This is a genomic window from Kribbella sp. NPDC056951, assembly GCF_042674205.1.
Taxonomy (GTDB): domain Bacteria; phylum Actinomycetota; class Actinomycetes; order Propionibacteriales; family Kribbellaceae; genus Kribbella; species Kribbella yunnanensis.
The window spans coordinates 99,514-120,516 of the sequence record NZ_JBHUQZ010000020.1 but is presented as its reverse complement, the minus strand read 5'-3'; the positions used below and the strand labels follow the sequence as shown (position 1 = coordinate 120,516).

Genomic DNA, 21,003 nt, shown 5'->3' with positions numbered 1-21,003 from the left:
AAAAATCAACCGCACCACCTACAAAGCCACCATCACCATCGACATCCTTGACACACCACCCTGACCACTAACTAACCGGCCTTGGGGTGAACCCATCAAATGCATCGAGGTGGGAGACGGCGGCTGTGGTGGTGGACAGTGGTGGCGGCTCGCGGCTCGCGGCTCGCGGTTCGCGGTCGCGGTCGCGGGGGAATCGCGGGGGAGAGGTGAGCGGCGGAGGGGCGAGCGGTGGTCGAGGAGGGGATGAGCGGTGGTCGAGGAGGGGGTGAGCGGTGGCCGAGGGAGGGGTGGGTGGTGGCCGGGGGGAGGATGGGAGGGGAGAGGAGTGTGATGAGGGGGCGGTGTTTGCATGGGGGTACGGCGGTTGGGCGGGTGCTGGTGTTGGGCGAGCCGTTGTCGCTGTGGGGTGGTACTGACGCGGCTACTGGGGTGATTACCGATGAGCGGCATCCGCAGTGTGGGGAGTCGCTCAAGGGGCGGGTTGTGGTGATGCCGGGGAGTCGGGGGTCGTCGTCTAGCGCGAGTGTGTTGGCGGAGCAGTTGCGGTTGGGGGTTGGGCCGGGGGCGCTGGTGTTGTTGCGGGCTGATCCGATTCTGGTGATTGGGGCGTTGGTCGCGGCCGAGTTGTACGAGCGCGGCATCCCGGTCGTGGAACTCTCGTCGGCCGACCTCGCCACGCTGTCCACCTGGTCGCGTGCCAGGATCGCCGCGTCCGGCGAGTACGCCACGCTGACGGAGGAGTTGTGATGGTTAGGCAGTTTTCGGGGGTGGAGGTGTTGGCGGTGCCGGCCGCGGCGGTGGTGGAGGGGATTCGGCGGGTGGCGGTTGATCGGCGGACTTTGGAGCGGAGTGCCGCGAGGTCGGCGTTTGGGGCGCCTGGGGGCGAGTTGTTGTTGATGCCGGCGGCTGATGATCGGCTGACGGGGGTGAAGATCGCGACTGTTGCGCCGGACAATCCGGCTGTTGGGTTGCCGCGGGTGCAGGGGGTGTATGTGTTGTTCGACTCGGCGACGTTGACGCCGGTTGCGGTGATTGATGCGGTTGAGCTGACCGCCGTGCGGACTGCTGGTGTGTCGATGGTTGGTATCGCTGCGCTCGGCGGGGCGACCACAAAAGCAGCCATCGTCGGGACGAGTGTGCAGGCGCGGGCGCATCTGCGGATGCTGGTTGAGCTCGGGTGGTGCGCGGACTTCAGCGTTCACGGGCGTCGTAGTGAGGCTGTCGAGGAGCTCGTCGCCTACGGGCGATCCCTCGGGGTCGAGGCTCATGCCGGTACGACGGATGATCTGACCACCGCCGGTCTCGTCATCTGCTGTACGTCGGCCGCCACGCCGGTCGTGCCCGACACACTCGCCCCGGACGTGATCGCCGTGGCGGTCGGGTCGCACACGCCGACGGCGGCCGAGCTTCCAGCAGGTCTCTTCAAGGATGCGCAGGTTGTCGTCGAGTCGAAGACCGCTGCTACGACAGAGGCCGGTGATGTCATTCAGGCGGTCGCGGCCCGCGCCCTGCCCGCGGACGCGCCCGTCGAACTCGGGGCTGTGTTGCGCGGCGACGTCCAGATCGACCCCACGAAGCGGCGGATTTTCAAGAGTGTCGGGATGGCCTGGCAGGACCTTGCCGTGGCGACGGCTGTTTTTGAGAGTGAGATTTCGGAAAGGGGGCTGGCGAATTAGCTCAGCCCGCGAGAGGGTGTCCGCATGACCGATCTGGAACGTGATGCTGCCGGCGCGTTGATCGTCGGCTTCGCCGGGACCACTGCCCCCGATCACCTGCGCCGCGCCGTCGCCGACGGGCTGGGTGCCGTCATCCTGTTCACCCGGAACGTGACCGGCCCCGAGCAGGTGCTCGCGCTGACCCAGAGCCTGCGCGCCGAGCGCCCGGACGTGATCATCGGGATCGATCACGAGGGTGGCGAGTTCAGTCACCTCGGGCCGGCCAACCCGTTTCCGCTTGCGTCGCCGCGGACGCTCGGTGATCTCGACGACGTCGACCTGACCCGGGCGTCGGCGCGGGATGCGGCCGCGACGCTCGCCTCGCTCGAGATCGACCTGATGCTCGCGCCGTCGATCGACGTGAACAGCAACCCGGCCAATCCGATCATTTCGACGCGCGCGTTCGGTACGACGGCGGAGCTGGTCGCGAGGCACGGTGTCGCGTTCATCGAGGGGGTGCGGGAGGCCGGTGTCACGTCGTGCCTGAAGCACTTCCCGGGGCATGGTGACGTGGCGGTCGACTCGCATCTCGACCTGCCGCGGGTGGACCGGTCGATCGAGGCGGTACACGCGGTCGAGCTGCTGCCGTTCAAGGCGGCGATCGCGGCCGGGGCCGAGGTGATCATGAGCGCGCACATCGTCTTCTCCGCGTACGACGATCAGCCCGCCACCCTGTCGCACCGGATCCTGACCGGGTTGCTGCGCGAGGAGTTGGGGTTCGAGGGCGTGATCACGACGGACGCTCTCGAGATGGGCGCGATCACGAAGAACCAGTCGATCGAGGACGCGACCGTGGCGTCGATCCGGGCCGGTGCCGATCTCGCGATGATCGCGATCGGGGCCGCGGATCCGCAGGGACTGACGAAACACATTGTCGATGCCGTGGGCAACGGTTCGCTGCCGGGTGAGCGTGTTGCCGATGCGGCTCGGCGGGTGCGTGCGCTCGCCGCCTCACTGGGGGAGCGGAAGCGGCAGACCGCGTTCGACGGCGCAGCGGTCCGCGAAGTGGGTGAGCGGGTCGTGGCTGGGCAGACCTTCCCCGCGCTGGGCGCGACGCCGTACGTGATCGATCTGACGCAGGGGCTGCACCCGGCGTGGCACCCGTACTTCAGCGGTCTGCCGGAGATCTTCGCCCGGATCGCGCCGGGGTCTGATGGTGTCGTGCTGCGTGATCAGCACCGGCTGTCGGAGAAGGAAGCCGCGCTGTTCGAGGACCATCAGTCCGAGGATGAGCAGTCGGAGGATGCGCTGGCGCGGGCGGCTGCTGCGGCGAAGGGGCGGCCGCTGGTGATCGCCGTACAGGACGCAGGCCGTACGCCGTGGATTCGGGAGGCGCTGGAGTTCTTGCTGCGGGATCGTCGGGATGACGTGTTCGTTCTGTGCACCGGTATTCCGGAGGATCAGGCGCTGGTTCCGGATGGGGTGCCGTCGGCAACTACTTCCGGGCGGAATGTGATCGTGCTGGAAGCGGTGGTGCGGGCACTTACGCGGGACGCGTGAGCACCAGGTCCAGTGCGTGCTGCTCGACGTAGTTGAGTGCGTGGCGGACGGCGCCGACCGAAACGATCGCGTCGCCGAGTGAAGACACCGCCACGCGCGGCGGCGTACTCGTGTAACCGGACAGCTGCTGCTCGATATCAGGCAGCAGCTGACCCGCCGCCTCAGCTACTGCACCACCCAGCACAACCAACTCCGGGTTGACCAGAATCGCCAACGTGGCAACCACACGAGCCGTCCGCGCCGCCACCGACCGAAGGATGCCCAAGGCAACTGCATCCCCACCAGCAGCCGCCGCAAACACCTGCTCCGCAGTGATGGAGTGGGAGGGGAAAGCGGGGGTGGGGGAATCGGACGCAGAGTCGGTCGGGCCCGCGAGGGCGCGGGCTGAGGTGGGGATCGCGGGGCCTGATCCGCTCCCGCTTGAAGGGCTGGAGCCCGCTGGGCATTCGGCAGCTAGCGCGCGGAGGCTGGTTTCGACTGTGGGGTCGGCGAGGATCGCGGTGGCTTGGTCTCGGGCTATGCGGGCTATGCCGTGGGTGTCGCCTACTCCTTCTACCAGTTTCAGGTAGAGCATTTCGCCGGCGCCGCCGCGGCTGCCGTGGAGGAGGCGGCCGGAGTCCATCAGGCCGGAGCCGAAGCGTTCGCCGGCGAGAAGCACCGCTAGGTCGTCGATGCCTTGGCCTTCGCCGCGCCAGTGTTCGCCCAGTACGGCGAGGTTGGCGTCGTTCTCCAGCAAGACCGGCCAGCCGTGGAGTTCGGTGAGGTGTTTGCCGAGGTCGGTGTCGAAGCGGCGCCAGAACTCGTCGTCGACCAGGATGTTGCCGGCGCGGTCGACCGGGGCGGCGACTCCGACGCCGGCGGCGAGCACCTGCGAGTCGGAAACATCGGCAACCGCCAGCGCCTCGACCACGGCCTCGTGCACGAGCGCCGTACGGTCGGCGGGAGTTTTCACCGCGGACAGCGAGCGGCCCGCCTTGGCCAGGCTGACACCGCGGAGGTCGGCGAGCAGGACCGTCGTACGGCCGGCGCCGATGTCGATGCCGAGCACGTAACCCGCGCGGCTGTTGAACTCGAAGCGCCGCGAAGGACGACCGACCGCGGTGTCGTCGCGGCCGGGGTCGAGCTCGACCACCCAGCCCATGTCGATCAGGTCGTTGCAGACCGCGTGCACGGTGGCGCGGGTGAGGCCGGTGGCCTGGATCAGGCCGGTACCGGTCATCACGCCGGCGGTGGAGAGCACACCCAGTAACTTGCCGGCGTTGACGCGGCGGAGCAGGGCCGGGGTCGCGGCGGCGACCGGAGTGCTCGTCATGGTGACCCCCTCTTGACCTCACTGTAGATCCGCGCGCAGAATACTGCAGAACCTAAATTTAGAGTCTATATTAATCACAAAGTGAGGCACTTGTGACCAGTCCGCAGACGACCGACCCCGACTGGTGGCGGCAGGCTGTCGTCTACCAGATCTACCCGCGCAGCTTCGCCGACGCCGACGGCGACGGGGTGGGTGACCTGCAGGGCATCATCAGCCGCGTTCCGTACCTGATCGACCTGGGCATCGACGCGGTCTGGCTGAGCCCGTTCTACCCGTCCGCGCTGGCCGACGGCGGATACGACGTCGACGACTACCGCGACGTGGATCCGCGACTCGGCACCCTGGACGACTTCGGTCAGCTGGTCGAGGCGCTGCACGCGGCGAACATCAAGCTGATCGTCGACATCGTGCCGAACCACACCTCTGACCGGCACGTCTGGTTCCAGGAGGCACTCGCCGCACAGCCCGGTACGCCGGCCCGCGACCGCTACATCTTCCGCGACGGGGACGGCGACCAGCCGCCCTCGGACTGGGACTCGATCTTCGGCGGCTCCGCCTGGGCGCAGACCCCGGACGGCCAGTGGTACCTGCACCTGTTCGCGGCCGAGCAGCCCGACCTGAACTGGGCGCACCCCGAGGTCCGCGAGGACTTCCTGACCACGCTGCGGTTCTGGTCCGATCGTGGGGTCGACGGCTTCCGCGTCGACGTCGCCCACGCCCTGGTGAAGGACCTGACCGAGCCGTTCAAGTCCAAGACCGAGCTGCCGCGGCAGTCCGAGTCGAACGGCGTCCACCCGCTGTGGGACCGCGACGGCGTGCACGAGATCTACCGCGAGTGGCGCACCGTGCTGAACGAGTACGACCCGCCGCGCTCGGCCGTGGCGGAAGCGTTCGTCCCGGCCGCTCGTCGTGCTCGCTATGCGAGTGCGGACGGTCTCGGGCAGGCGTTCAACTTCGACCTGCTGCAGGCCGACTGGAACTACGACAAGTTCCGTCAGGTCATCGAGGAGAACCTCGCGCTGGCCGGCCAGAACGGTTCGTCGTCGACCTGGGTGTTCTCCAACCACGACGTCGTCCGGCACGCGACGCGGTACGGGTTGCCGAGCGACCCGGCCGGTGGCTGGCAGGACGGCAAGGCGTGGCTGCTGAGCAACGGCACCGAGCCGACAGTCGATGTCGAACTCGGCCTGCGCCGGGCGCGCGCCGCCGTACTGCTGATGCTTGCGCTGCCGGGGTCGGCGTACCTGTACCAAGGTGAGGAGCTTGGCCTGCAAGAGGTCGGCGAATTGCCTGCGGCCAATCTGCAGGACCCGGCGTACTTCCGCTCCAAGGGTGCCGAGAAGGGGCGCGACGGTTGCCGGGTGCCGATCCCGTGGACGGTCGGCGGGCTGTCCTTCGGCTTCGGGACCGGCGGTTCGCACCTGCTGCAGCCCAAGTGGTTCGGTCAGTACTCGGTCGAGGCGCAGGACGGGGTCGCCGAGTCGACCCTCAGCCTCTACCGCAAGGCTCTCGCCGTACGGCGTGGGCTGCAGACCGCGAACGAGTTGGAGTGGAACGACGGCGTCGAGTGGGTGCTGCACTTCACCCGGCCCGGCGGTTGGCAGTCGATCACCAACTTCGGCGACGCCCCGGTCGAGCTCCCGGACGCGGCGGTCGTGCTGTCCAGTGGGCCGCTGGAAGGCGCCAAACTCCCCGGCGACACGACGGCCTGGCTCATCTAGCAGGATGGGCCTCGTGAACCCGAGGCTCGCCGACGTCATCGCCGTACTCGACCGGTTGTACGACCCGTCCTGGGCAGAGTCCTGGGACGCGGTCGGACTGGTCACAGGCGACCCGGATCAGCCGGTACGGCGGATCCTGTTCGCCGTGGACCCGATGCGGGAGGTGGTGGACGAGGCGATCGCAGGTGACTTCGACCTGCTCGTCACCCACCACCCCCTGCTCCTCCGCGGCGTCAACAGCGTCGCCGCAACCACCCCCAAAGGTCGCGTCATCCACGACCTGATCCGCACCACCACCGCCCTGCACGTCTGCCACACCAACGCCGACAACGCCAACCCCGGCGTCAGCGACGCCCTAGCCGCCGCCCTAGGCCTACGCGCAACCCGTCCGCTGAACCCGATGCCGGAAGACCCGCTCGACAAGCTGGTGGTCTTCGTCCCGACCGAGAACGTGGAGCAGGTCCTAGACGCCCTAGCCGCAGCAGGCGCCGGCCAACTCAGCACCCAGCACGCTGTGTCGGCCTCGCATGGTGTTGGCGGGGGACGGGATGGGTCGCCCGCGTCGAGCGGCGGCGCGAGTGCGTCGACCTCGGCTGGTGGCAGCTATGACCGGGCTGCGTTTACCTCGGTTGGCGAGGAGACGTTTCGGCCGCTCGACGGCGCCAGCCCCGTGATCGGTCGCGTCGGTCAGGTATCGCGGGTGGCGGCGACTCGCGTGGAGATGATCCTGCCGCGGCACAAGCGTCGCACCGTCGTCGCCGCTCTCAAGGCGGTGCACCCGTACGAAGAACCGGCGTACGACGTCTACGAGCTGGCCGAGTTGCCGAGTAATCGCGGTGGTGGGCGGGTCGGCGTACTGGCGGAGCCGCTTCCGTTGAAGCAGTTCGCGCAGGTTGTGGCGGATAGCCTGCCGCGGACGCAGCACGGCGTACGGGTGGCGGGTGACCTCGAACGAATGATCAGCACCGTCGCGGTGGTTGGAGGAGCGGGGGACTCGGAGTTTGGGAAGGTGCGTTCGGCGGGGGTTGATGCGTATGTGACCGCCGACCTGCGGCACCACCCGGCGACTGAGGCGCAGGCGTACGGCGATCCGGCGCTCGTGGACGTCGCGCACTGGGCCAGTGAGTGGCCGTGGTTGCGGGATGCTGATCGGCTCCTGCGCGAAGGGTTGGCAGCGCGAGGCAGTACGGTAGAAACTCACATCTCGACGCTCTGCACCGACGCCTGGACTCTGCGGCTCTGAGCGCTAACTGAACGATCTAAGGAGCCGACTCTGAACGCCGAGCCCGCCGTCCAACGCCGTCTGCTGGACCTGCAGGATCTCGACCTGCAGCTGGATCAGGTCGCGCACAAGCGCAAATCGCTGCCGGAGCACCAGGCTCTGACCGAGCTCATCGCGGAGAAGTCGGTGGTGGACCGGGAGCTGGTCACCGCGGACACCACGGTTGGGGACCTGCAGCGTGAGCAGAAGAAGGCTGATAGTGATGTCGACCAGGTCCGCCAGCGCAAGGCGCGGAACGAGCAGCGGATCCAGTCCGGCCAGATCACCTCGCCGAAGGATCTCGACAACCTGCAGCACGAGATCGGTTCGCTGGAGCGGCGGATCTCGGACCTCGAGGATGCCGAGCTCGAGGTGATGGAGAAGCTGGAGGCGGCCGAGGTAGTGCAGACCGACCTGCGGTCGCGCGCCGAGGCGTTCGCCGGGCGGCAGACCGAGCTGGAGAGCACTCGCGACGGCTCGCTCAAGGAGCTTGACGAGCAGCGCGCCGGGATCAACGAGAAGCGCACTGCCGTGCTGGCCGAGCTGCCTGAGCCGCTGGTGAAGCAGTACCAGCGACTGCGTGAGCACAACGGTGGCATCGGCGCCGCGCCGCTCGTCGGCAAGCGCTGCATGGGTTGCCGGATGGAGCTCGCCCCGTCGGACCTGAACGCGATCAAGGCGGCCGCCCCCGACGCCGTACTGCGTTGTGAAGAATGCGGCCGGATCCTCGTCCGCACGTCGGAGAGCGCGGTATGAGCGAGCGCAGCGAGCTCATCATCAAGTACAGCCCGATTTGCGCCTCGTTCGCGCCCGGAGCGAAGCGAGGACGTGAATGAGCTACACGCATGTGATCGTCGAGGCCGACGGGGGATCCCGGGGCAACCCCGGACCAGCGGCGTACGGCGCTCTCGTGCGCGACCCGGCAACGGGTGAGGTGATCGCGCAGGACGGCAAGACGCTCGGCGTCGCGACCAACAACGTCGCCGAGTACTCCGGTCTGATCGCCGGCCTGGAGCTGGCCAGGGAGTACGCGCCGGATGCCTCGATCGAGGTGCGGATGGACTCCAAGCTGGTCATCGAGCAGATGGCCGGCCGCTGGAAGATCAAGCACCCGGACATGAAGCCGCTGGCGATCAAGGCGCAGGGCCTCGCGCCGTTCGGCACCGAGTGGACCTGGGTGCCGCGCGCGCAGAACTCGGCCGCCGACGCCCTCGCGAACAACGCCCTCGACGGCGTCCCGATCCCGCTCAAGCCGGAGCCGGCCGCGGCCAAGCCGGTCGTGGTCAAGGAGCCGTCCGACCAGGCGAAGGCGATGCGGGGCTGGGGTGCGGAGGTCGAGCCGCCGACCCAGCTGATCTTCCTCCGCCACGGCGAAACGCCGCACACTGCCGAGAAGCGGTTCTCCGGTTTGGGCGGCGACAACCCGAGCCTCAGCGAGACCGGTCGTGCACAGGCCGCCGCAGCAGCGGAGTTCCTGGCCCGGCGGGGCGGGATCGACGCGATCGTCTCGTCGCCGATGCGGCGGACGCAAGAGACCGCCGCCGTCGTCGGGCAGAAGCTCGGCGTGGAGGTCGTGGTCGACGACTCCTGGGTCGAGTGCTCCTTCGGTGACTGGGACGGCCACACCTTCGCAGAGGTCCAGGAGAAGTGGCCGGACGCCTTGGGCGCCTGGATGGAGTCGACCACGGTCGCACCGCCCGGTGGCGAGTCGTTCGACACCTGTGCCCGCCGGGCCCGCTCGGCGCGCGACGGTCTGCTCACCCGGTACCCGGGCAAGACGGTTCTCGTAGTCACGCACGTGACGCCGATCAAGCTGATGGTCCGTTCGGTCCTGCAGGCTCCGATGGCGTCGATCTTCCGGATGGAAATGCGCCCGGCCACCCTGACCGAGATCCACTGGTACGCCGACGGCCTCGCGTCGCTGAAGTCCTACAACGTGGTCCCCTAGTTAGTCTGACCCCATGCCATTGCAGAAGGTCAGGTTCGTTGACGATGTGCCGGAGGTGTTCCGGTCGTCGCTGCAGGACATCCGCCGGGAGCTCGACGTACCGGCGGAGTTCCCGCCCGACGTCGTCGCCGCGGCGCTCAAGGCCGGTACGGCGCCGCAGTCGCCGGCGCTGGATCGGACCGATCTGGAGTTCGTGACGATCGATCCGCCGGACTCGATGGACCTTGATCAGGCATTGCACATCGAGCGTGCGGGCGACGGCTATGTCGTGCACTACGCGATCGCCGATGTCGCCGCGTTCGTCCAGTACGGCGATCCGATCGATGGCGAGACGCGTCGCCGGGGCGTCACGCTGTACGCGCCGGACAAGCGGACGCCGTTGCACCCGCCGGAGCTGTCCGAGGGCGCGGCGTCGCTACTGCCCGACCAGGTGCGGCCCGCGCTGCTGTGGACCGTCCCGCTCAACGCGCGCGGCGAGAGCACCGGCGTGACGTGCGAGCGGGCCCTGGTGAAGTCGCGCACCAAGCTCAACTACGCCGGTGTCCAGAAGGACCTCGATGCCGGTACGGCGTCCGAGTCGCTCCAACTCCTTCGTGAGGTCGGCAAGCTCCGCGAGCAGCTCGAGCTCGAACGTGGTGGCGTCAACCTGCCGATCCCCGACCAGGAGGTCGTCACCTCGGACGACGGGTGGAGCCTGGAGTTCCGCGCACCGCTTCCGGTCGAGGGCTGGAACGCGCAGATCTCGCTGCTCACCGGGATGGCCGCGGCCGACCTGATGGTCAAAGGCAAGATCGGCATCCTCCGGACCCTGCCGGAGGCCCGCAACGACTTGCGGAACAAGCTCGGCCACACCGCGAAGGCACTCGGCATCGACTGGCCGCACGAGACGACGTACGCCGAGTTCATCCACGGACTAGACCCGACTGTGCCGGCGCATGCGGCGATGCTCGCGGCGTGCACGGTGCTGTTCCGCGGCGCCGGCTACGTGACGTTCGCGGGGAGTGTGCCGGAGCATCCGCAGCATGCCGCGATGAAGGCCGAGTACGCCCATGTCACCGCGCCGCTGCGCCGCTTGATCGACCGCTGGGCCGGCGAGATCTGTCTCGCACTGTCAGCCGGGACCGAGGTCCCCGCGTGGGTGCGCGAGTCGATGGACGAGTTGCCGAAGATCATGGAGGAGGCGGACCGCCGCGCCAACGCCTACGAGCGCGCGATCGTCGGCATGGTCGAGGCCGGTCTGCTGCACGACCAGCTCGGCGCCGAGTTCGACGGCGTCATCACCGACGTCGACAACCGCGAACCGAACCGCGGCATCGTCGTCCTCTCCGCCCACGCGGTCGAAGGCCGAGTCAGCGGTACGGCGAACCTTCCGCTAGGCAAGGCGGTCCGCGTCAAGCTCGTCGAGGCCGACATCGTCAAGCGCAGTGTCACCTTCGAACTAATCTCGTAAGTAGTCCTCCACTGCGGCGGTCGTGCGATCGAGATCGCCGGTCGCCAGCAGGTCGATCAGCGCACCCCGCAACATCGCCAGTACGCCGGTACGTCGTGCCTCCGCAGCATCCGGCTCACTGGCCTTGAGCAGCTCAAGCCAATCCTCGACCGTCGACCGGCCATAGTCGGCCCACGGCCCGTCCGGCACGACCAGCGAGCGCCCGTACGCCTCCACCCAGAACGCCATCAGCGGCCGGCGTTCCGGGGCGGCCAACCACGTCCACAGTTCCCGCGCGACCACGGTCAGGCCGGGCGGTTCGTCGTACTGGCTCTCGATCTGTTGGAGCAGGTCGAGTTCGTCGGTGCGGGCGCGGGCGAGCAATGCCCGGATCAGACCGTCCTTGCTGCCGAACAGGAACAGCAGCACTCGCGGGCTCGAACCGATCGCGGTGGCGAGCGGACGCAGCGAGAGGTCGGCCAGCCCGTGGCCGAGCGAGTACTCGTAGGCGCGCTCGAGCAGTTCCTGCTGTCGCGCGGAGGGGGTTTCCTTCAAGGTCGGCACGTGCTTAGTATGGACTACTGAAACAGTCGTGTCAGTAGATAGGACGGGCTTGATGATCAGGAAGCTGGGTGTTCCGGGCGATCTGGGCTGGGTGGTGCAGTCGCATGCCGAGACCTATGCGGCCGAGTACGGCTGGGGGTTCGCCTACGAGACGCTGATCGCGCAGATCGTCGCGGCGTACGCGACCGACCACGACGACAGCCGCGAGGCCGCGTGGATCGCCGAGGTCGACGGCGAACGCGTCGGCAGCATCTTCTGCGTCCGCGGTCCCGACGAGACGACCGCCAAACTGCGACTCCTGCTACTGACCCCCGGCGCACGCGGCCGCGGTCTAGGCGCCGAACTCGTCGACACCTGCCTGGCCTTCGCCCGCGCGGCCGGTTACAAACGCATGGTCCTCTGGACGAACGACCCATTGGTTGCCGCTCGCCACATCTACCTGGCCCGCGGATTCCGCCTCACCGACTCCGAACCCCACAACGACTGGGGAGACGAACTCATCGGCCAGAACTACGAGCTGGACCTCTAGGACGCGCAGGCGGGGGCGCCCGGGGCGGGGGTGTTGCGGAGGGCGTGCGAGAGGAAGGTGGTGAGGTAGCCGTTCTGGACGGTGAGGGCGTGGCGGGGATCGACAGTGCCTAGTGCGAGGCGTTTTCGGAGGGGTAACGCCAGGTAGTAGGTGCCGTAGTCGGTGAAGTTGAGGTGCCGGGTGCCGGGGACGGTCGCGCACCACGAGGTGTTGGTGCTTGCCTTGAGCAACGATAGGGCTCGGGCCCGATCGGTGTCGGACTTGGCGTCCGGACCGCAGATGCTGGTCATGCACGAGTCGTCGGCACCGAGCAGCATGATCGGTGCCTGGACGCCCTTCTTCAGCACCTCACCGAACTGCCGGCCGTCCACGTCGACCGCGGCCGCGCAGCGCGCATCGGTCCGGCAGGCTTCCAACGCAGCCGCGCCGCCGAACGAATGTCCGACGTACGACGGGCCGAAGTCCGGGTCCACGCTGTCCGGGAACTCCTTCGCCACCTCCGCCGCCGCGAACCGCGCGTCGGCTGCCCAGGTGCCGACGAGATGATCGCCGGTCTGCAATCCACCCGGTGAGTTGTCCTCGGGCTTCGGCGGTACGGCGGCCGGCATGCTCTCGATCGTCTGCCCGCCGAGGACAGTGAGCTTCGCACTGTACGTCGGTGTGACGCCCGCGACGACATATCCGTGGCTCGCGAGGTTCTCGGCGAGTGTCGCGTACATCGGCGCGGACAGTCCCTCGCCGGGCAGCAGCACCACGACCGGGAACCGGCCCGGCGCGACCTCGGCATGATCGAGCGCAGGATCCCGCACGCTGTCGAATGGGCTTTGCAGGATCGAGAACGGCGCTTTCTCCCGCAGGCCGCTCCATTGCCCGGGCGCGTACGCCGCCTTGCGTCCGCTCACGCCCTTCGCCACCGGGTACCAGACCCAAACGGCCAGCCGCCGCGGCCCTGCGACGTACGGGTCCTTGCGGGCCTTGTCGGTCCACTCGAAGGTCTGCCGGCCCACCTGTAGCTTGCCGGTGGGTGTGGGCAGCGACACCGCTTCGGATCGCTGGACGAGCACCCAACCGATGTACCCACCGCCGCCGACCACGACTAGCAGCACCAGGATCACGAGCCCGGTGCGCATCTTCCGCAACCCCCTGCGCGCCATGGCTAGATCCAGGGGAGTGCTGAACGCTCGGTCCAGTACTCGTCGGGTTGCTGGACAAACTCGGTCAGCGGCCCGTCGAGACGGAATGTCAGATTGCTCTCGAGTTGTTCGGCGGTCGTTGCGCCACTGAGCACGACGTCGGCCCAGGGCTGCGCGGCCGCCGCACCGATCGCGAGCGAGTCCGGGGCGATGCCGTGCTTGCGAGCGAACACATTGAACGGCGTCTCGCCCGCCTTCGCGGTCAGTCGCCCGTTGGCGACCGCCTCCTTCACCACCACGAACCAGCCGGCGTCATGCGCTTCCGCCAGCGCGCCGCCGACCGAGGTCTCCAGCACGTTCCAGGTGGACTGGACCGCCGTGAACGGCCCGTCGAGCTCAAGTGCCTTCCGCAACGCGGCAGCCTGATGCGGTCCGCTCGTCGACAAACCGATCCGTACGCCGGTGTCCGCAAGCTCGCGTAACCGGTTCAGCAACTTCTCGTCGCCGAGCGCCGGGCTGTCCGTCGTCAGGCTGTGCACGAGATAGAAATCCGGTGCGCCACCCAATGCCTGCAGGGTCTCCGGCCATTGCCGCTCGAACGTCGCGAGCGCGTGATCCTTCACCTCGTGCGTCTCGGCGTCGTGCTGCCAGCCCGCGACGTACGTGTAGCCCCACTTCGAACCCACGGTCAGCTGGGAACGACGTTCCGGAGTCAGCCACTCACCGAGGAACTCTTCGGCAAGCCCGTACGAACGCGCGGCATCGAAGTAGCGAACACCCGATCGCCAGGCCAGTTCGAGCAGTTCGTGCGTGCGCTGCCGAAGATCCTCGACCGCCCTTCCGGCGGGCAGATCCTCGTCGTGACCGAGGTTGATGTACCCCGGCCGACCGAGCGCTGCGAGGCCTAGACCGATACGTGCTCCCATAGGTTCGATCGTAGATGTCAGCGGCAACAACTCGTGAGACTCGCCGCATTGCGCGGCACGAGGTGCCGGAAGTCGTCTAGCGTTTTGTGGTGTGAGTGAATCTCGGTTGCCACCTCCAGGTACCGTCGTCCGCCGGACGACGGCTCGTGTGCTGCCGGTGCGTCCGGACGGCAAAGTCCTGTTGCTGCACGGCTGGGATCCGCTGAAACCCCACGTTCCCTACTGGTTCACGATCGGCGGCGGCGTCGAGGCCGGCGAGTCGATCGCGGACGCCGCCTGCCGCGAGTTGCGCGAGGAGGTCGGCATCGTGCTGCCCGCCGACGCACTCGGTACGCCGGTCGCGTCGAACACGATCGAGTTCGAGTGGGGCGGTGCCCGGATGATTCAGCAGCAGACGTTCTTCGCGGTCGCCGTCGACACCGTCGACGTCACGTTCGCGAACCAGGAGGAGCTGGAACTGCAGACGATCAGCGCGCACGGCTGGTGGTGGGGTGACGACCTCGAGGCGACCGGCCAGGCCGCCCACGTCACGATCCCCGGACTACTCCGGCAGGCGGCCGACGCGATCACCCTGCGGCGCGCCTCGTAAACCGACCGTCAGCGCGAGCGCGCTTCCTTCAGGACCTTCTTCGGAACCTTCTTGTCGACCTTGTAGTGCACCCGGTCGAGCCGCTCCGCGCAGCCGGCATCAGCCAGCCGCTTCAGGACCACCGGGCACTTCTTACACCTCGGCTTGTCCTTGCAGCATTTTTTCTTCGCGGTCATCTCCGGCACGGGCCGAGCGTAGGTGAGGCAAACCTAACTGTCTAGTTGAGACGGCAGGGATCGTGTCGCATGTCACTCCAGCTGTCCGCTGAGTACTGAACGCGCCTCGACGAGTGACGGTCCGTACCAGGTCAGGTGCCGGCCCGAGACGCACTTCGCGGGCTGCTGAAATGCCTCCGGCCCGTCATCGGGTGCAAACGCATAAGGCTCGTCCGGTAACACCGCGACGTCGTACGGCGGCAATGTTTCGGGGTCGAACCGCGGATAGCGTTCGCCCGATTCCGCGAACACGTTGTCGACGCCGATGCGACTGAGCACATCACCGGCGAACGTGTCCCGTCCCAATGCCATCCACGGTCGCCGCCAGATCGGTACGACGGCGCGACGACGCGGACCGGAGTACGGCGTACTCCACACTGCTCGCGCATCGCGCAACCACTGCGGTACGTCGGCGGTGATCGCGACGAGTAGTTCGTCGAGTTGATCGAGTGCTTCGTCGACTGTCGTCGGTGATGTCATCCACACGTCGATGCCGAGTGCGCGCAACGCGTCGACATCGACCGCGCGATTCTCTTCGGCGTTCGCGATCACGAGGTCCGGTGCGAGCTCTTGGATCCGTTCGAGGTCAGGATTTTTGGTGCCGCGAACACGTGTCACGTCGAGCTCTGCAGGGTGTGTGCACCAGTCCGTTGCACCGACGAGAAGGTGTGCGTGCGTGACCGCGATCGACTCCGTCAACGACGGCACGAGACTCACTACACGCATCGCTTCGACACTCCCTCTCAACTCCGTTGCCAACGACAACACTGCGCCAAACGGCCGTTCGACACGACTTTTGCGCGCGTGTCGTGAAGAAATTCTGGAAGCCCTTCGGCGTACAGCAGGTGTCGCAGAAACCCTTCTGCACAACGCTTTTCGGAAATTCTTCGCAGTCGCGGCCGTGCGTCGCCTTGACCCGAAGGTGTTTCGGGTGCTTTACGAAGCCACCAAGTGTTGTCATCATCGTTGACGACGAGGAATCCACCGTGGTTTTCCTCAGCCGCACAAGGAGGCAGAAGTGCCAGCCAAGAAGGCAGCCGCAGGGAAGGCGACAGCCAAAAAGGCTTCTCCCGCCAAGAAGACTGTCGCGAAGAAGACCACCGCCGCGAAGACGACGACCGCGCGGAAGGTTGCAGCGAAGAAGACAGTCGCCAAGAAGGTGAGTGCGGCAAAGAAGACCGCCGCCAAGAAGACGGTGGCGAAGAAGGCCCCGGCGAAGAAGGCCACCGCCAAGAAGACTGTCGCGAAGAAGGCTCCGGCCAAGAAGGTCGCCGCGAAGAAGACGGTGGCGAAGAAGGCCGCCGCCAAGAAGACCGTGGCGAAGAAGGCTCCGGCCAAGAAGGTCGCCGCGAAGAAGACGGTGGCCAAGAAGGCTCCGGCCAAGAAGGTCGCCGCCAAGAAGACCGTCGCCAAGAAGGTGGCGAAGAAGGCCCCGGCCAAGAAGGTCGCCGCCAAGAAGGCCCCCGCGAAGAAGGCCGTTGCCAAGAAGGCTCCGGCGCGGAAGGTCGCGGCGAAGAAGGCTCCGGCCAAGAAGACGGTCGCCAAGAAGGCCCCGGCCCGCAAGGCCCCGGCCCGTAAGGCACCCGCACGGAAGGCACCGGCCCGGAAGGCCACTGCCCGCTGATTCCGTACCCGAAAACCCGAAGGGCACCGCCGTCACGGCGGTGCCCTTCGGTGTGTTCACGCACCTGGATTCAGTCGTCTTCCCAGTCCTTGTTCTGCTTCTCCCAGGCTTCGTTGCGTTCCTGGGCAATTTCCAGCGCCCGGGCCGCTTCTTCCGGTGAACTGTAGGGACCGAGCCGGTCGCCGGACTTGGCGCCCTGGTACGGCTCGACCTGGCCGGTCTTGGTGTTGTAGTACCACTCGTTCTCGTGATCGTCGCTCTTCGGCATGACCACCTCCCGGGAGTCTTGGCGTTACTCACTAAGATGTTCCCACCATGTCGATCCTCACTCCCGGCACCATCTCGCCGCGCCGCGAAGTTCCTGCCGCCATTCCGCGCCCCGAATACGTCGACAAGCCGGCACCGACGCCGTACGAGGGTTCGTACGTGACCGCGCCGGAGCTGGTGGACAAGATGCGCGTCGCGAGCAAACTCGCCGCGCAGGCGCTGCAGGCGGTCGGTGCGGCCGCGAAGCCGGGTGTGACAACCGACGAGCTCGATGCGGTCGGCCACGACTATTTGGTTGAGCGCGGCGCTTATCCGTCGACCTTGGGTTACCGCGGTTATCCGAAGTCGTTGTGCACCTCGGTCAACGAGGTGATCTGCCACGGCATCCCGGACGACCGCCCGCTCGAGGACGGCGACATCCTGAACGTCGACATCACCGCGTTCCTCGACGGCGTGCACGGTGACACCAACGCGACGTTCTTGGTCGGTGAGGTCGACGAGGAGAATCGTCTGCTGGTCGAGCGCACGCACGAAGCGCTGATGCGCGGGATCAAGGCGGTCAAGCCCGGCCGCCAGGTGAGCATCATCGGCCGCGTGATCGAGTCCTACGCAAAACGCTTCGGGTACGGCGTGGTCCGCGACTTCACCGGTCACGGCATCGCGACGTCGTTCCACTCCGGCCTGATCATCCCGCACTACGACGACGAGCGTTTCGACGACGTCATCGAGCCCGGGATGACGTTCACCATCGAGCCGATGCTGACGCTCGGGACGTACGACTACGACCTGTGGGACGACGGCTGGACCGCCACCACCAAGGACAAGTCCCGCACCGCGCAGTTCGAGCACACGCTGGTCGTCACCGACACCGGTGCCGAGATCCTCACCCTGCCGTGAACATCCAGCAGTACCAGCGCACGCATCTCGACGGCATCGTCGCGTTGTGCGAAGCCGAGGGCTGGCCGAGTTTCGGCGCCGACCTCGACCGTGCGCACGCGACGCTCACCGCGCCGGGCGTGACGAGTGTGGTCGCGCTGGACGGTGAGCTGCTGATCGGTTTCGCGTATCTGCTCAGCGACGGGCACATCGCGTCGTACCTGTCGATGATGGCGACCCACGTGAACTACCGCCGCAAGGGTGTTGGTCGTGCGCTGATCGACTACGCGCACCCGCTCACCGGTGCGCAGCGTATCGACCTGGTGACGGACACGGCCGAGGACTTCTACGCGTCGTACGAGCACCACCGCACGTTCTCGGGCTTTCGCATCTACCCGTAGAAGAACCCCTCGGCTGTCACACTGCGCTGATGAGCGAGGGTGGGGAACAGGCGAGCGCGCTGACCGTTTCGCGCGTGCTGCGCGGGTTGTTCGACTTCAACACGATGTACGAGGGCGAAGGCAAGCGGTGGTGGGCGTGGTGGATCGCCCGCATCGCGTTGTTCGGCATCGGCAGGTTCGTCGGGGGCATGTTCTGGGAACTCACCACCGGCGAACCTGCCGACCAACGCTCGTTCTTGGAGCAGATCCTCACCAACGCCTACATCTGGGCCACGCTGCTGACCAGCGGGGTCCTCGCACTCGTCAGCGGTTCGAAGAACCGTCGATAAAGGCCGCTAGGTCGGCGGATTGCTGGATGCGGGACTCGTCGTGGACGTACATCATGTGGCCGGCCGGGTAGTACTTGACCTCGATGTTGTCGATGAGCTCGCGGGGGATCTTCAGTCGCGCGAGGGTGTGTTCGGTCGCGAAGTACGGCGTGGCGCCGTCGTAGTGGCCGGAGGCGACGTGGACCTTGAGGTGCGGGTTCGTGCGGAGCGCCTCGGCGAGTTTGTCGGCGACGGTGATCTGCTGGCCTTCGAACTCCTTGTAGGACCAGTTCTTCGCGGCTTCCCAGCTGAGCGTCTCGTACGGCAGGTCGTTCTCGTAGCCGAGCTCTGAGCGCACGTAGTGGTTCAGTGCGGCCGAGTACGGACCGATGATCGCGGCGAACGACGGGTCGTTCGGGGTCGCGTCGATGGCGTAGTCGACCTCCCATCCGGTGAACCGGCCGTCCAACCGACCGACCGTACGGCGTTGGGATCGCAGCAGCTCGGTGTAGAAGCGCTGGTGCTCGATCCGCAGATCGACGCGGTCGATGTAGTCCTCGCTCAACCCGGTCAGCGCGGCCAGCCGGGTCACCACCTCGGCGCGGTAGTCGTCCGGGATGCGGTTGCCCTGGGCAAGCGCATTCGGGTAGCGCCCGGCCGCGAACCGCTCGGCGTCGGCGAGAACCTCCTCGAGCGTCCGGTCCGGGATCAGCCCGTGATAGTGCGCAATGGCGGCGTACGTCGGGAGGAACAGTGTGTACGGCAGGTCGTTGCCGGGGGAGAAGTCGAGAGTGCCGAACTCCAGCACCGACGAGATCAGCATCACGCCGTTCAGGTACATCCCGTAGCGCGTCTGCAGGTGCGCGGACAGCCCGGCCGCGCGCGTTGTGCCGTACGACTCACCGGCGAGGAACTTCGGCGAGATCCACCGCCCGTTCCGCGAGGTCCACAGCCGGATCACCTCGCCCACGGACTCCAGGTCGCGCGTGAAGCCGTGGTACTCGCCCGGCTTCTCACCCTCGACCGCCCGCGAGAACCCGGTCGACACCGGGTCGATGAAGACCAGGTCGCTGTGCAGCAGCAGGCTTTCATCGTTGTCCACCAGCTCGTACGGCGGCGCTGCCACCGCACCGGCGTCACCGGAGACGACGCGGCGCGGTCCCAGCAGCCCGAGGTGCAGCCAGATGCTCGACGAACCGGGACCGCCGTTGAACGCGAACGTCACCGGCCGATCGGCCGCCTCGGCGTCATCCAGCGTGTACGCGGTGAGGAACACCTCCGCCTTCGGCTTGTACCCCTCGGACTTGCCGTCGGTGAGCACCTCCTCCCGCAGCACGATCCGCCCGGTGGTCGCGGTGTACTTCAGCTCACGCCCGCCGATGGTCAGCGTGTGCTTCGTCGCCACCAGATCGTCCACCGGCGGCGCCGGCTTCTTCTCCTCGGTCGCAGGCTTGTCGGTGCTGTCGGCGGTCGTCTGCTCATCGGCCATGCCGAGCACCCTAAACAATGTCCGAAGGATCGGAGACCACGCCCTCCGATCCTTCGGACGTTAGCGGCTAACTGAGCGTGAAGGTGTCGATGTCGAAGAGGGCGCCGGATCCGCCGGTGAAGGTGAGGAAGAGGGGGCCGGTGCCGGGGGTGAGGGTGGTTGAGATGGTTTGGAAGTTCTCCCAGCCGCCGGTGACCGGTACGGCGACCGTGCCGAGTACCGGGCCGGTTGCTGAGCCGGAGCGGATGCGGATCGTGCCACCGGCACCACCCGAGGAGATTCGGGCGCTGAAGCTGGTCTTGCCGGCGGTGTTCACCTGGGAGTACCCGGCCCAGTCGCCGTTGTCGATGTAGCCGAGCGTCCGGCCGCCACTGGCGCCGTTGTGCGCGGCCACCTGCACGCCTGACTGCGACGTGAACGCCTCACCCTCGATAGGGATGACTGGCGGCGTCGACGTGGCACCAGCGGCGTACTGGATGCCGCCCAGCAGGTGCTGACGGAACGCGGGCTCGGAGTACGACGCGATCGTGTGCCCGAAGCCGGTGTAGAACGAGCGGCCGGAGCCTTGGGCGTGGTACCAGGCGATCGGGTGATCACCCATGTTCCCACCGGTGTAGGTCGATTCGTCGAGGTTGATCAGCACCTTCACGTTCGGCCGCGGGTTGGTGCGGTAGTTGTACAGCTCGTCGGTGCGCACCCACGTCGCACCGAGATGGGCTGTCGACTGATGCGTGCGGTCCTCGACGCGTGCGGTCACCTGCTGGATCGCGGGGTGACTGTGGAACCACGCCCCGCACAGTTGCCCGTAGTACGGCCAGTCGTACTCCGTGTCCGCGGCAGCGTGCACGCCGACGTACCCGCCACCGCCGTTGATATACGACTCGAAGGCCGCCTGCTGCGTGGCGTTCAGAACATCCCCGGTCGTGCTCAGGAACACCACCGCCTTGTACGCCGCCAGCGACGCCGCGGTGAACACATTGCTGTCCTCGCTCGCAGTCACGGTGAACCCGTTCGCCGCACCCAGATCGCGGATCGCCTGGATGCCGGCCGGGATCGAGTCGTGCCGGAAACCGGCCGTCTTACTGAACACCAGCACCTGGTACGGCGCCGCGAACGCGGGAAGGTTGTTGGCGCCGGCAACGAGCAGTCCACCGGCGATCAATGCGGTACGACGTGTGAAAGTAGTCATGGCAGGC

Annotated in this window: 24 protein-coding genes; 15 read left to right on the top strand and 9 right to left on the bottom strand. The window is 67.2% G+C overall.

The features are described 5' to 3' along the window. Positions 1–372: 372 nt before the first annotated feature. The 3 genes from ACFTSF_RS40830 to ACFTSF_RS40820 are packed head-to-tail and all read left to right on the top strand — an operon-like array spanning position 373 to position 3,215. Positions 373–747 (top strand): aconitase X swivel domain-containing protein, encoded by a 375-nt coding sequence (locus tag ACFTSF_RS40830; protein WP_380160885.1) that lies wholly within the window; start codon positions 373–375, stop codon positions 745–747. Further along, positions 747–1,676, top strand: a complete 930-nt coding sequence (locus ACFTSF_RS40825) for an ornithine cyclodeaminase family protein (protein ID WP_380160883.1) — start codon at positions 747–749, stop codon at positions 1,674–1,676. Before ACFTSF_RS40830 ends, ACFTSF_RS40825 begins: the two co-directional genes overlap by 1 nt. A 24-nt stretch (positions 1,677–1,700) precedes the next feature. Beyond that, on the top strand, positions 1,701–3,215 hold the full coding sequence (locus tag ACFTSF_RS40820; RefSeq protein WP_380160881.1) for a glycoside hydrolase family 3 N-terminal domain-containing protein: 1,515 nt from the start codon (positions 1,701–1,703) through the stop codon (positions 3,213–3,215). Here ACFTSF_RS40820 and ACFTSF_RS40815 read toward each other — a convergent pair. Then, positions 3,199–4,527: an ROK family protein gene (locus tag ACFTSF_RS40815; RefSeq protein ID WP_380160880.1), complete on the bottom strand. Its 1,329-nt coding sequence runs from the start codon at positions 4,525–4,527 to the stop codon at positions 3,199–3,201. The genes ACFTSF_RS40820 and ACFTSF_RS40815 overlap by 17 nt on opposite strands. 92 nt (positions 4,528–4,619) lie before the next feature. Between ACFTSF_RS40815 and ACFTSF_RS40810 the strand changes: the two genes are divergently transcribed. The 5 genes from ACFTSF_RS40810 (at position 4,620) to ACFTSF_RS40790 (ending at position 10,907) form a co-directional block, all read left to right on the top strand. Then, the gene (locus ACFTSF_RS40810; protein WP_380160878.1) at positions 4,620–6,248 is read left to right on the top strand and encodes a glycoside hydrolase family 13 protein; all 1,629 of its coding nucleotides are present in this window, start codon (positions 4,620–4,622) and stop codon (positions 6,246–6,248) included. Between the two features lie 13 nt (positions 6,249–6,261). Continuing rightward, positions 6,262–7,491 carry a Nif3-like dinuclear metal center hexameric protein gene (locus ACFTSF_RS40805; protein WP_380160876.1) on the top strand — a complete coding sequence of 410 codons (1,230 nt, stop codon included), beginning with the start codon at positions 6,262–6,264 and terminating at the stop codon, positions 7,489–7,491. Between the two features lie 168 nt (positions 7,492–7,659). After that, on the top strand, positions 7,660–8,265 hold the full coding sequence (locus tag ACFTSF_RS40800; protein ID WP_380160874.1) for a zinc ribbon domain-containing protein: 606 nt from the start codon (positions 7,660–7,662) through the stop codon (positions 8,263–8,265). A gap of 76 nt (positions 8,266–8,341) precedes the next feature. Next, positions 8,342–9,457 carry a bifunctional RNase H/acid phosphatase gene (locus ACFTSF_RS40795; protein WP_380160872.1) on the top strand — a complete coding sequence of 372 codons (1,116 nt, stop codon included), beginning with the start codon at positions 8,342–8,344 and terminating at the stop codon, positions 9,455–9,457. A 13-nt stretch (positions 9,458–9,470) separates the two neighbouring features. Then, positions 9,471–10,907 (top strand): RNB domain-containing ribonuclease, encoded by a 1,437-nt coding sequence (locus ACFTSF_RS40790; RefSeq protein WP_380160870.1) that lies wholly within the window; start codon positions 9,471–9,473, stop codon positions 10,905–10,907. Here ACFTSF_RS40790 and ACFTSF_RS40785 read toward each other — a convergent pair. Then, on the bottom strand, positions 10,896–11,450 hold the full coding sequence (locus tag ACFTSF_RS40785) for a TetR/AcrR family transcriptional regulator (RefSeq protein WP_380160868.1): 555 nt from the start codon (positions 11,448–11,450) through the stop codon (positions 10,896–10,898). The two genes, ACFTSF_RS40790 and ACFTSF_RS40785, sit on opposite strands and share 12 nt — an antisense overlap. A gap of 52 nt (positions 11,451–11,502) precedes the next feature. On the opposite strand from ACFTSF_RS40785, the gene ACFTSF_RS40780 reads away from it, so the two are divergent. After that, complete coding sequence (locus tag ACFTSF_RS40780; RefSeq protein ID WP_380160866.1) at positions 11,503–11,979, top strand: GNAT family N-acetyltransferase; 477 nt, start codon at positions 11,503–11,505, stop codon at positions 11,977–11,979. Here ACFTSF_RS40780 and ACFTSF_RS40775 read toward each other — a convergent pair. Both ACFTSF_RS40775 and ACFTSF_RS40770 read right to left on the bottom strand, forming a co-directional pair. Then, entirely contained in the window at positions 11,976–13,133 is a 1,158-nt protein-coding gene (locus tag ACFTSF_RS40775) for a hypothetical protein (RefSeq protein WP_380160865.1), read from the bottom strand. The genes ACFTSF_RS40780 and ACFTSF_RS40775 overlap by 4 nt on opposite strands. A 2-nt stretch (positions 13,134–13,135) precedes the next feature. Further along, positions 13,136–14,038 (bottom strand): aldo/keto reductase, encoded by a 903-nt coding sequence (locus tag ACFTSF_RS40770; protein ID WP_380160863.1) that lies wholly within the window; start codon positions 14,036–14,038, stop codon positions 13,136–13,138. Between the two features lie 91 nt (positions 14,039–14,129). Here ACFTSF_RS40770 and ACFTSF_RS40765 point away from each other — a divergent pair, with 91 nt between their 5' ends. Then, positions 14,130–14,627 (top strand): NUDIX domain-containing protein, encoded by a 498-nt coding sequence (locus ACFTSF_RS40765; protein WP_344153752.1) that lies wholly within the window; start codon positions 14,130–14,132, stop codon positions 14,625–14,627. 8 nt (positions 14,628–14,635) lie between these two features. Here ACFTSF_RS40765 and ACFTSF_RS40760 read toward each other — a convergent pair whose 3' ends face one another. After that, positions 14,636–14,812 carry a hypothetical protein gene (locus tag ACFTSF_RS40760; protein ID WP_165952739.1) on the bottom strand — a complete coding sequence of 59 codons (177 nt, stop codon included), beginning with the start codon at positions 14,810–14,812 and terminating at the stop codon, positions 14,636–14,638. A gap of 63 nt (positions 14,813–14,875) precedes the next feature. Continuing rightward, positions 14,876–15,568 (bottom strand): helical backbone metal receptor, encoded by a 693-nt coding sequence (locus ACFTSF_RS40755; protein WP_380160861.1) that lies wholly within the window; start codon positions 15,566–15,568, stop codon positions 14,876–14,878. Here ACFTSF_RS40755 and ACFTSF_RS40750 point away from each other — a divergent pair. Both ACFTSF_RS40750 and ACFTSF_RS40745 read left to right on the top strand, forming a co-directional pair. Further along, on the top strand, positions 15,519–15,812 hold the full coding sequence (locus ACFTSF_RS40750; RefSeq protein WP_344153760.1) for a hypothetical protein: 294 nt from the start codon (positions 15,519–15,521) through the stop codon (positions 15,810–15,812). The two genes, ACFTSF_RS40755 and ACFTSF_RS40750, sit on opposite strands and share 50 nt — an antisense overlap. A 48-nt stretch (positions 15,813–15,860) precedes the next feature. Further along, on the top strand, positions 15,861–16,466 hold the full coding sequence (locus ACFTSF_RS40745) for a histone H1-like repetitive region-containing protein (protein ID WP_380160859.1): 606 nt from the start codon (positions 15,861–15,863) through the stop codon (positions 16,464–16,466). Between the two features lie 70 nt (positions 16,467–16,536). Here ACFTSF_RS40745 and ACFTSF_RS40740 read toward each other — a convergent pair whose 3' ends face one another. After that, entirely contained in the window at positions 16,537–16,734 is a 198-nt protein-coding gene (locus tag ACFTSF_RS40740) for a hypothetical protein (protein ID WP_380160858.1), read from the bottom strand. Positions 16,735–16,781: 47 nt separating this feature from the next. On the opposite strand from ACFTSF_RS40740, the gene map reads away from it, so the two are divergent. The 3 genes from map to ACFTSF_RS40725 are packed head-to-tail and all read left to right on the top strand — an operon-like array spanning position 16,782 to position 18,339. After that, positions 16,782–17,630 carry a type I methionyl aminopeptidase gene (map, locus tag ACFTSF_RS40735; protein WP_380160856.1) on the top strand — a complete coding sequence of 283 codons (849 nt, stop codon included), beginning with the start codon at positions 16,782–16,784 and terminating at the stop codon, positions 17,628–17,630. Next, positions 17,627–18,010, top strand: coding sequence for a GNAT family N-acetyltransferase (locus ACFTSF_RS40730; protein ID WP_380160854.1), 384 nt, complete (start codon positions 17,627–17,629; stop codon positions 18,008–18,010). The genes map and ACFTSF_RS40730 overlap by 4 nt, the downstream gene beginning before the upstream one ends. Before the next feature lie 29 nt (positions 18,011–18,039). Next, complete coding sequence (locus tag ACFTSF_RS40725) at positions 18,040–18,339, top strand: hypothetical protein (protein WP_380160852.1); 300 nt, start codon at positions 18,040–18,042, stop codon at positions 18,337–18,339. Here ACFTSF_RS40725 and ACFTSF_RS40720 read toward each other — a convergent pair. Together ACFTSF_RS40720 and ACFTSF_RS40715 are read right to left on the bottom strand one after the other, a co-directional pair. After that, positions 18,314–19,807: a S10 family peptidase gene (locus tag ACFTSF_RS40720; protein WP_380160850.1), complete on the bottom strand. Its 1,494-nt coding sequence runs from the start codon at positions 19,805–19,807 to the stop codon at positions 18,314–18,316. The two genes, ACFTSF_RS40725 and ACFTSF_RS40720, sit on opposite strands and share 26 nt — an antisense overlap. A gap of 67 nt (positions 19,808–19,874) precedes the next feature. Further along, the gene (locus tag ACFTSF_RS40715; RefSeq protein ID WP_380160848.1) at positions 19,875–20,996 is read right to left on the bottom strand and encodes a ThuA domain-containing protein; all 1,122 of its coding nucleotides are present in this window, start codon (positions 20,994–20,996) and stop codon (positions 19,875–19,877) included. Positions 20,997–21,003: the final 7 nt, after the last annotated feature.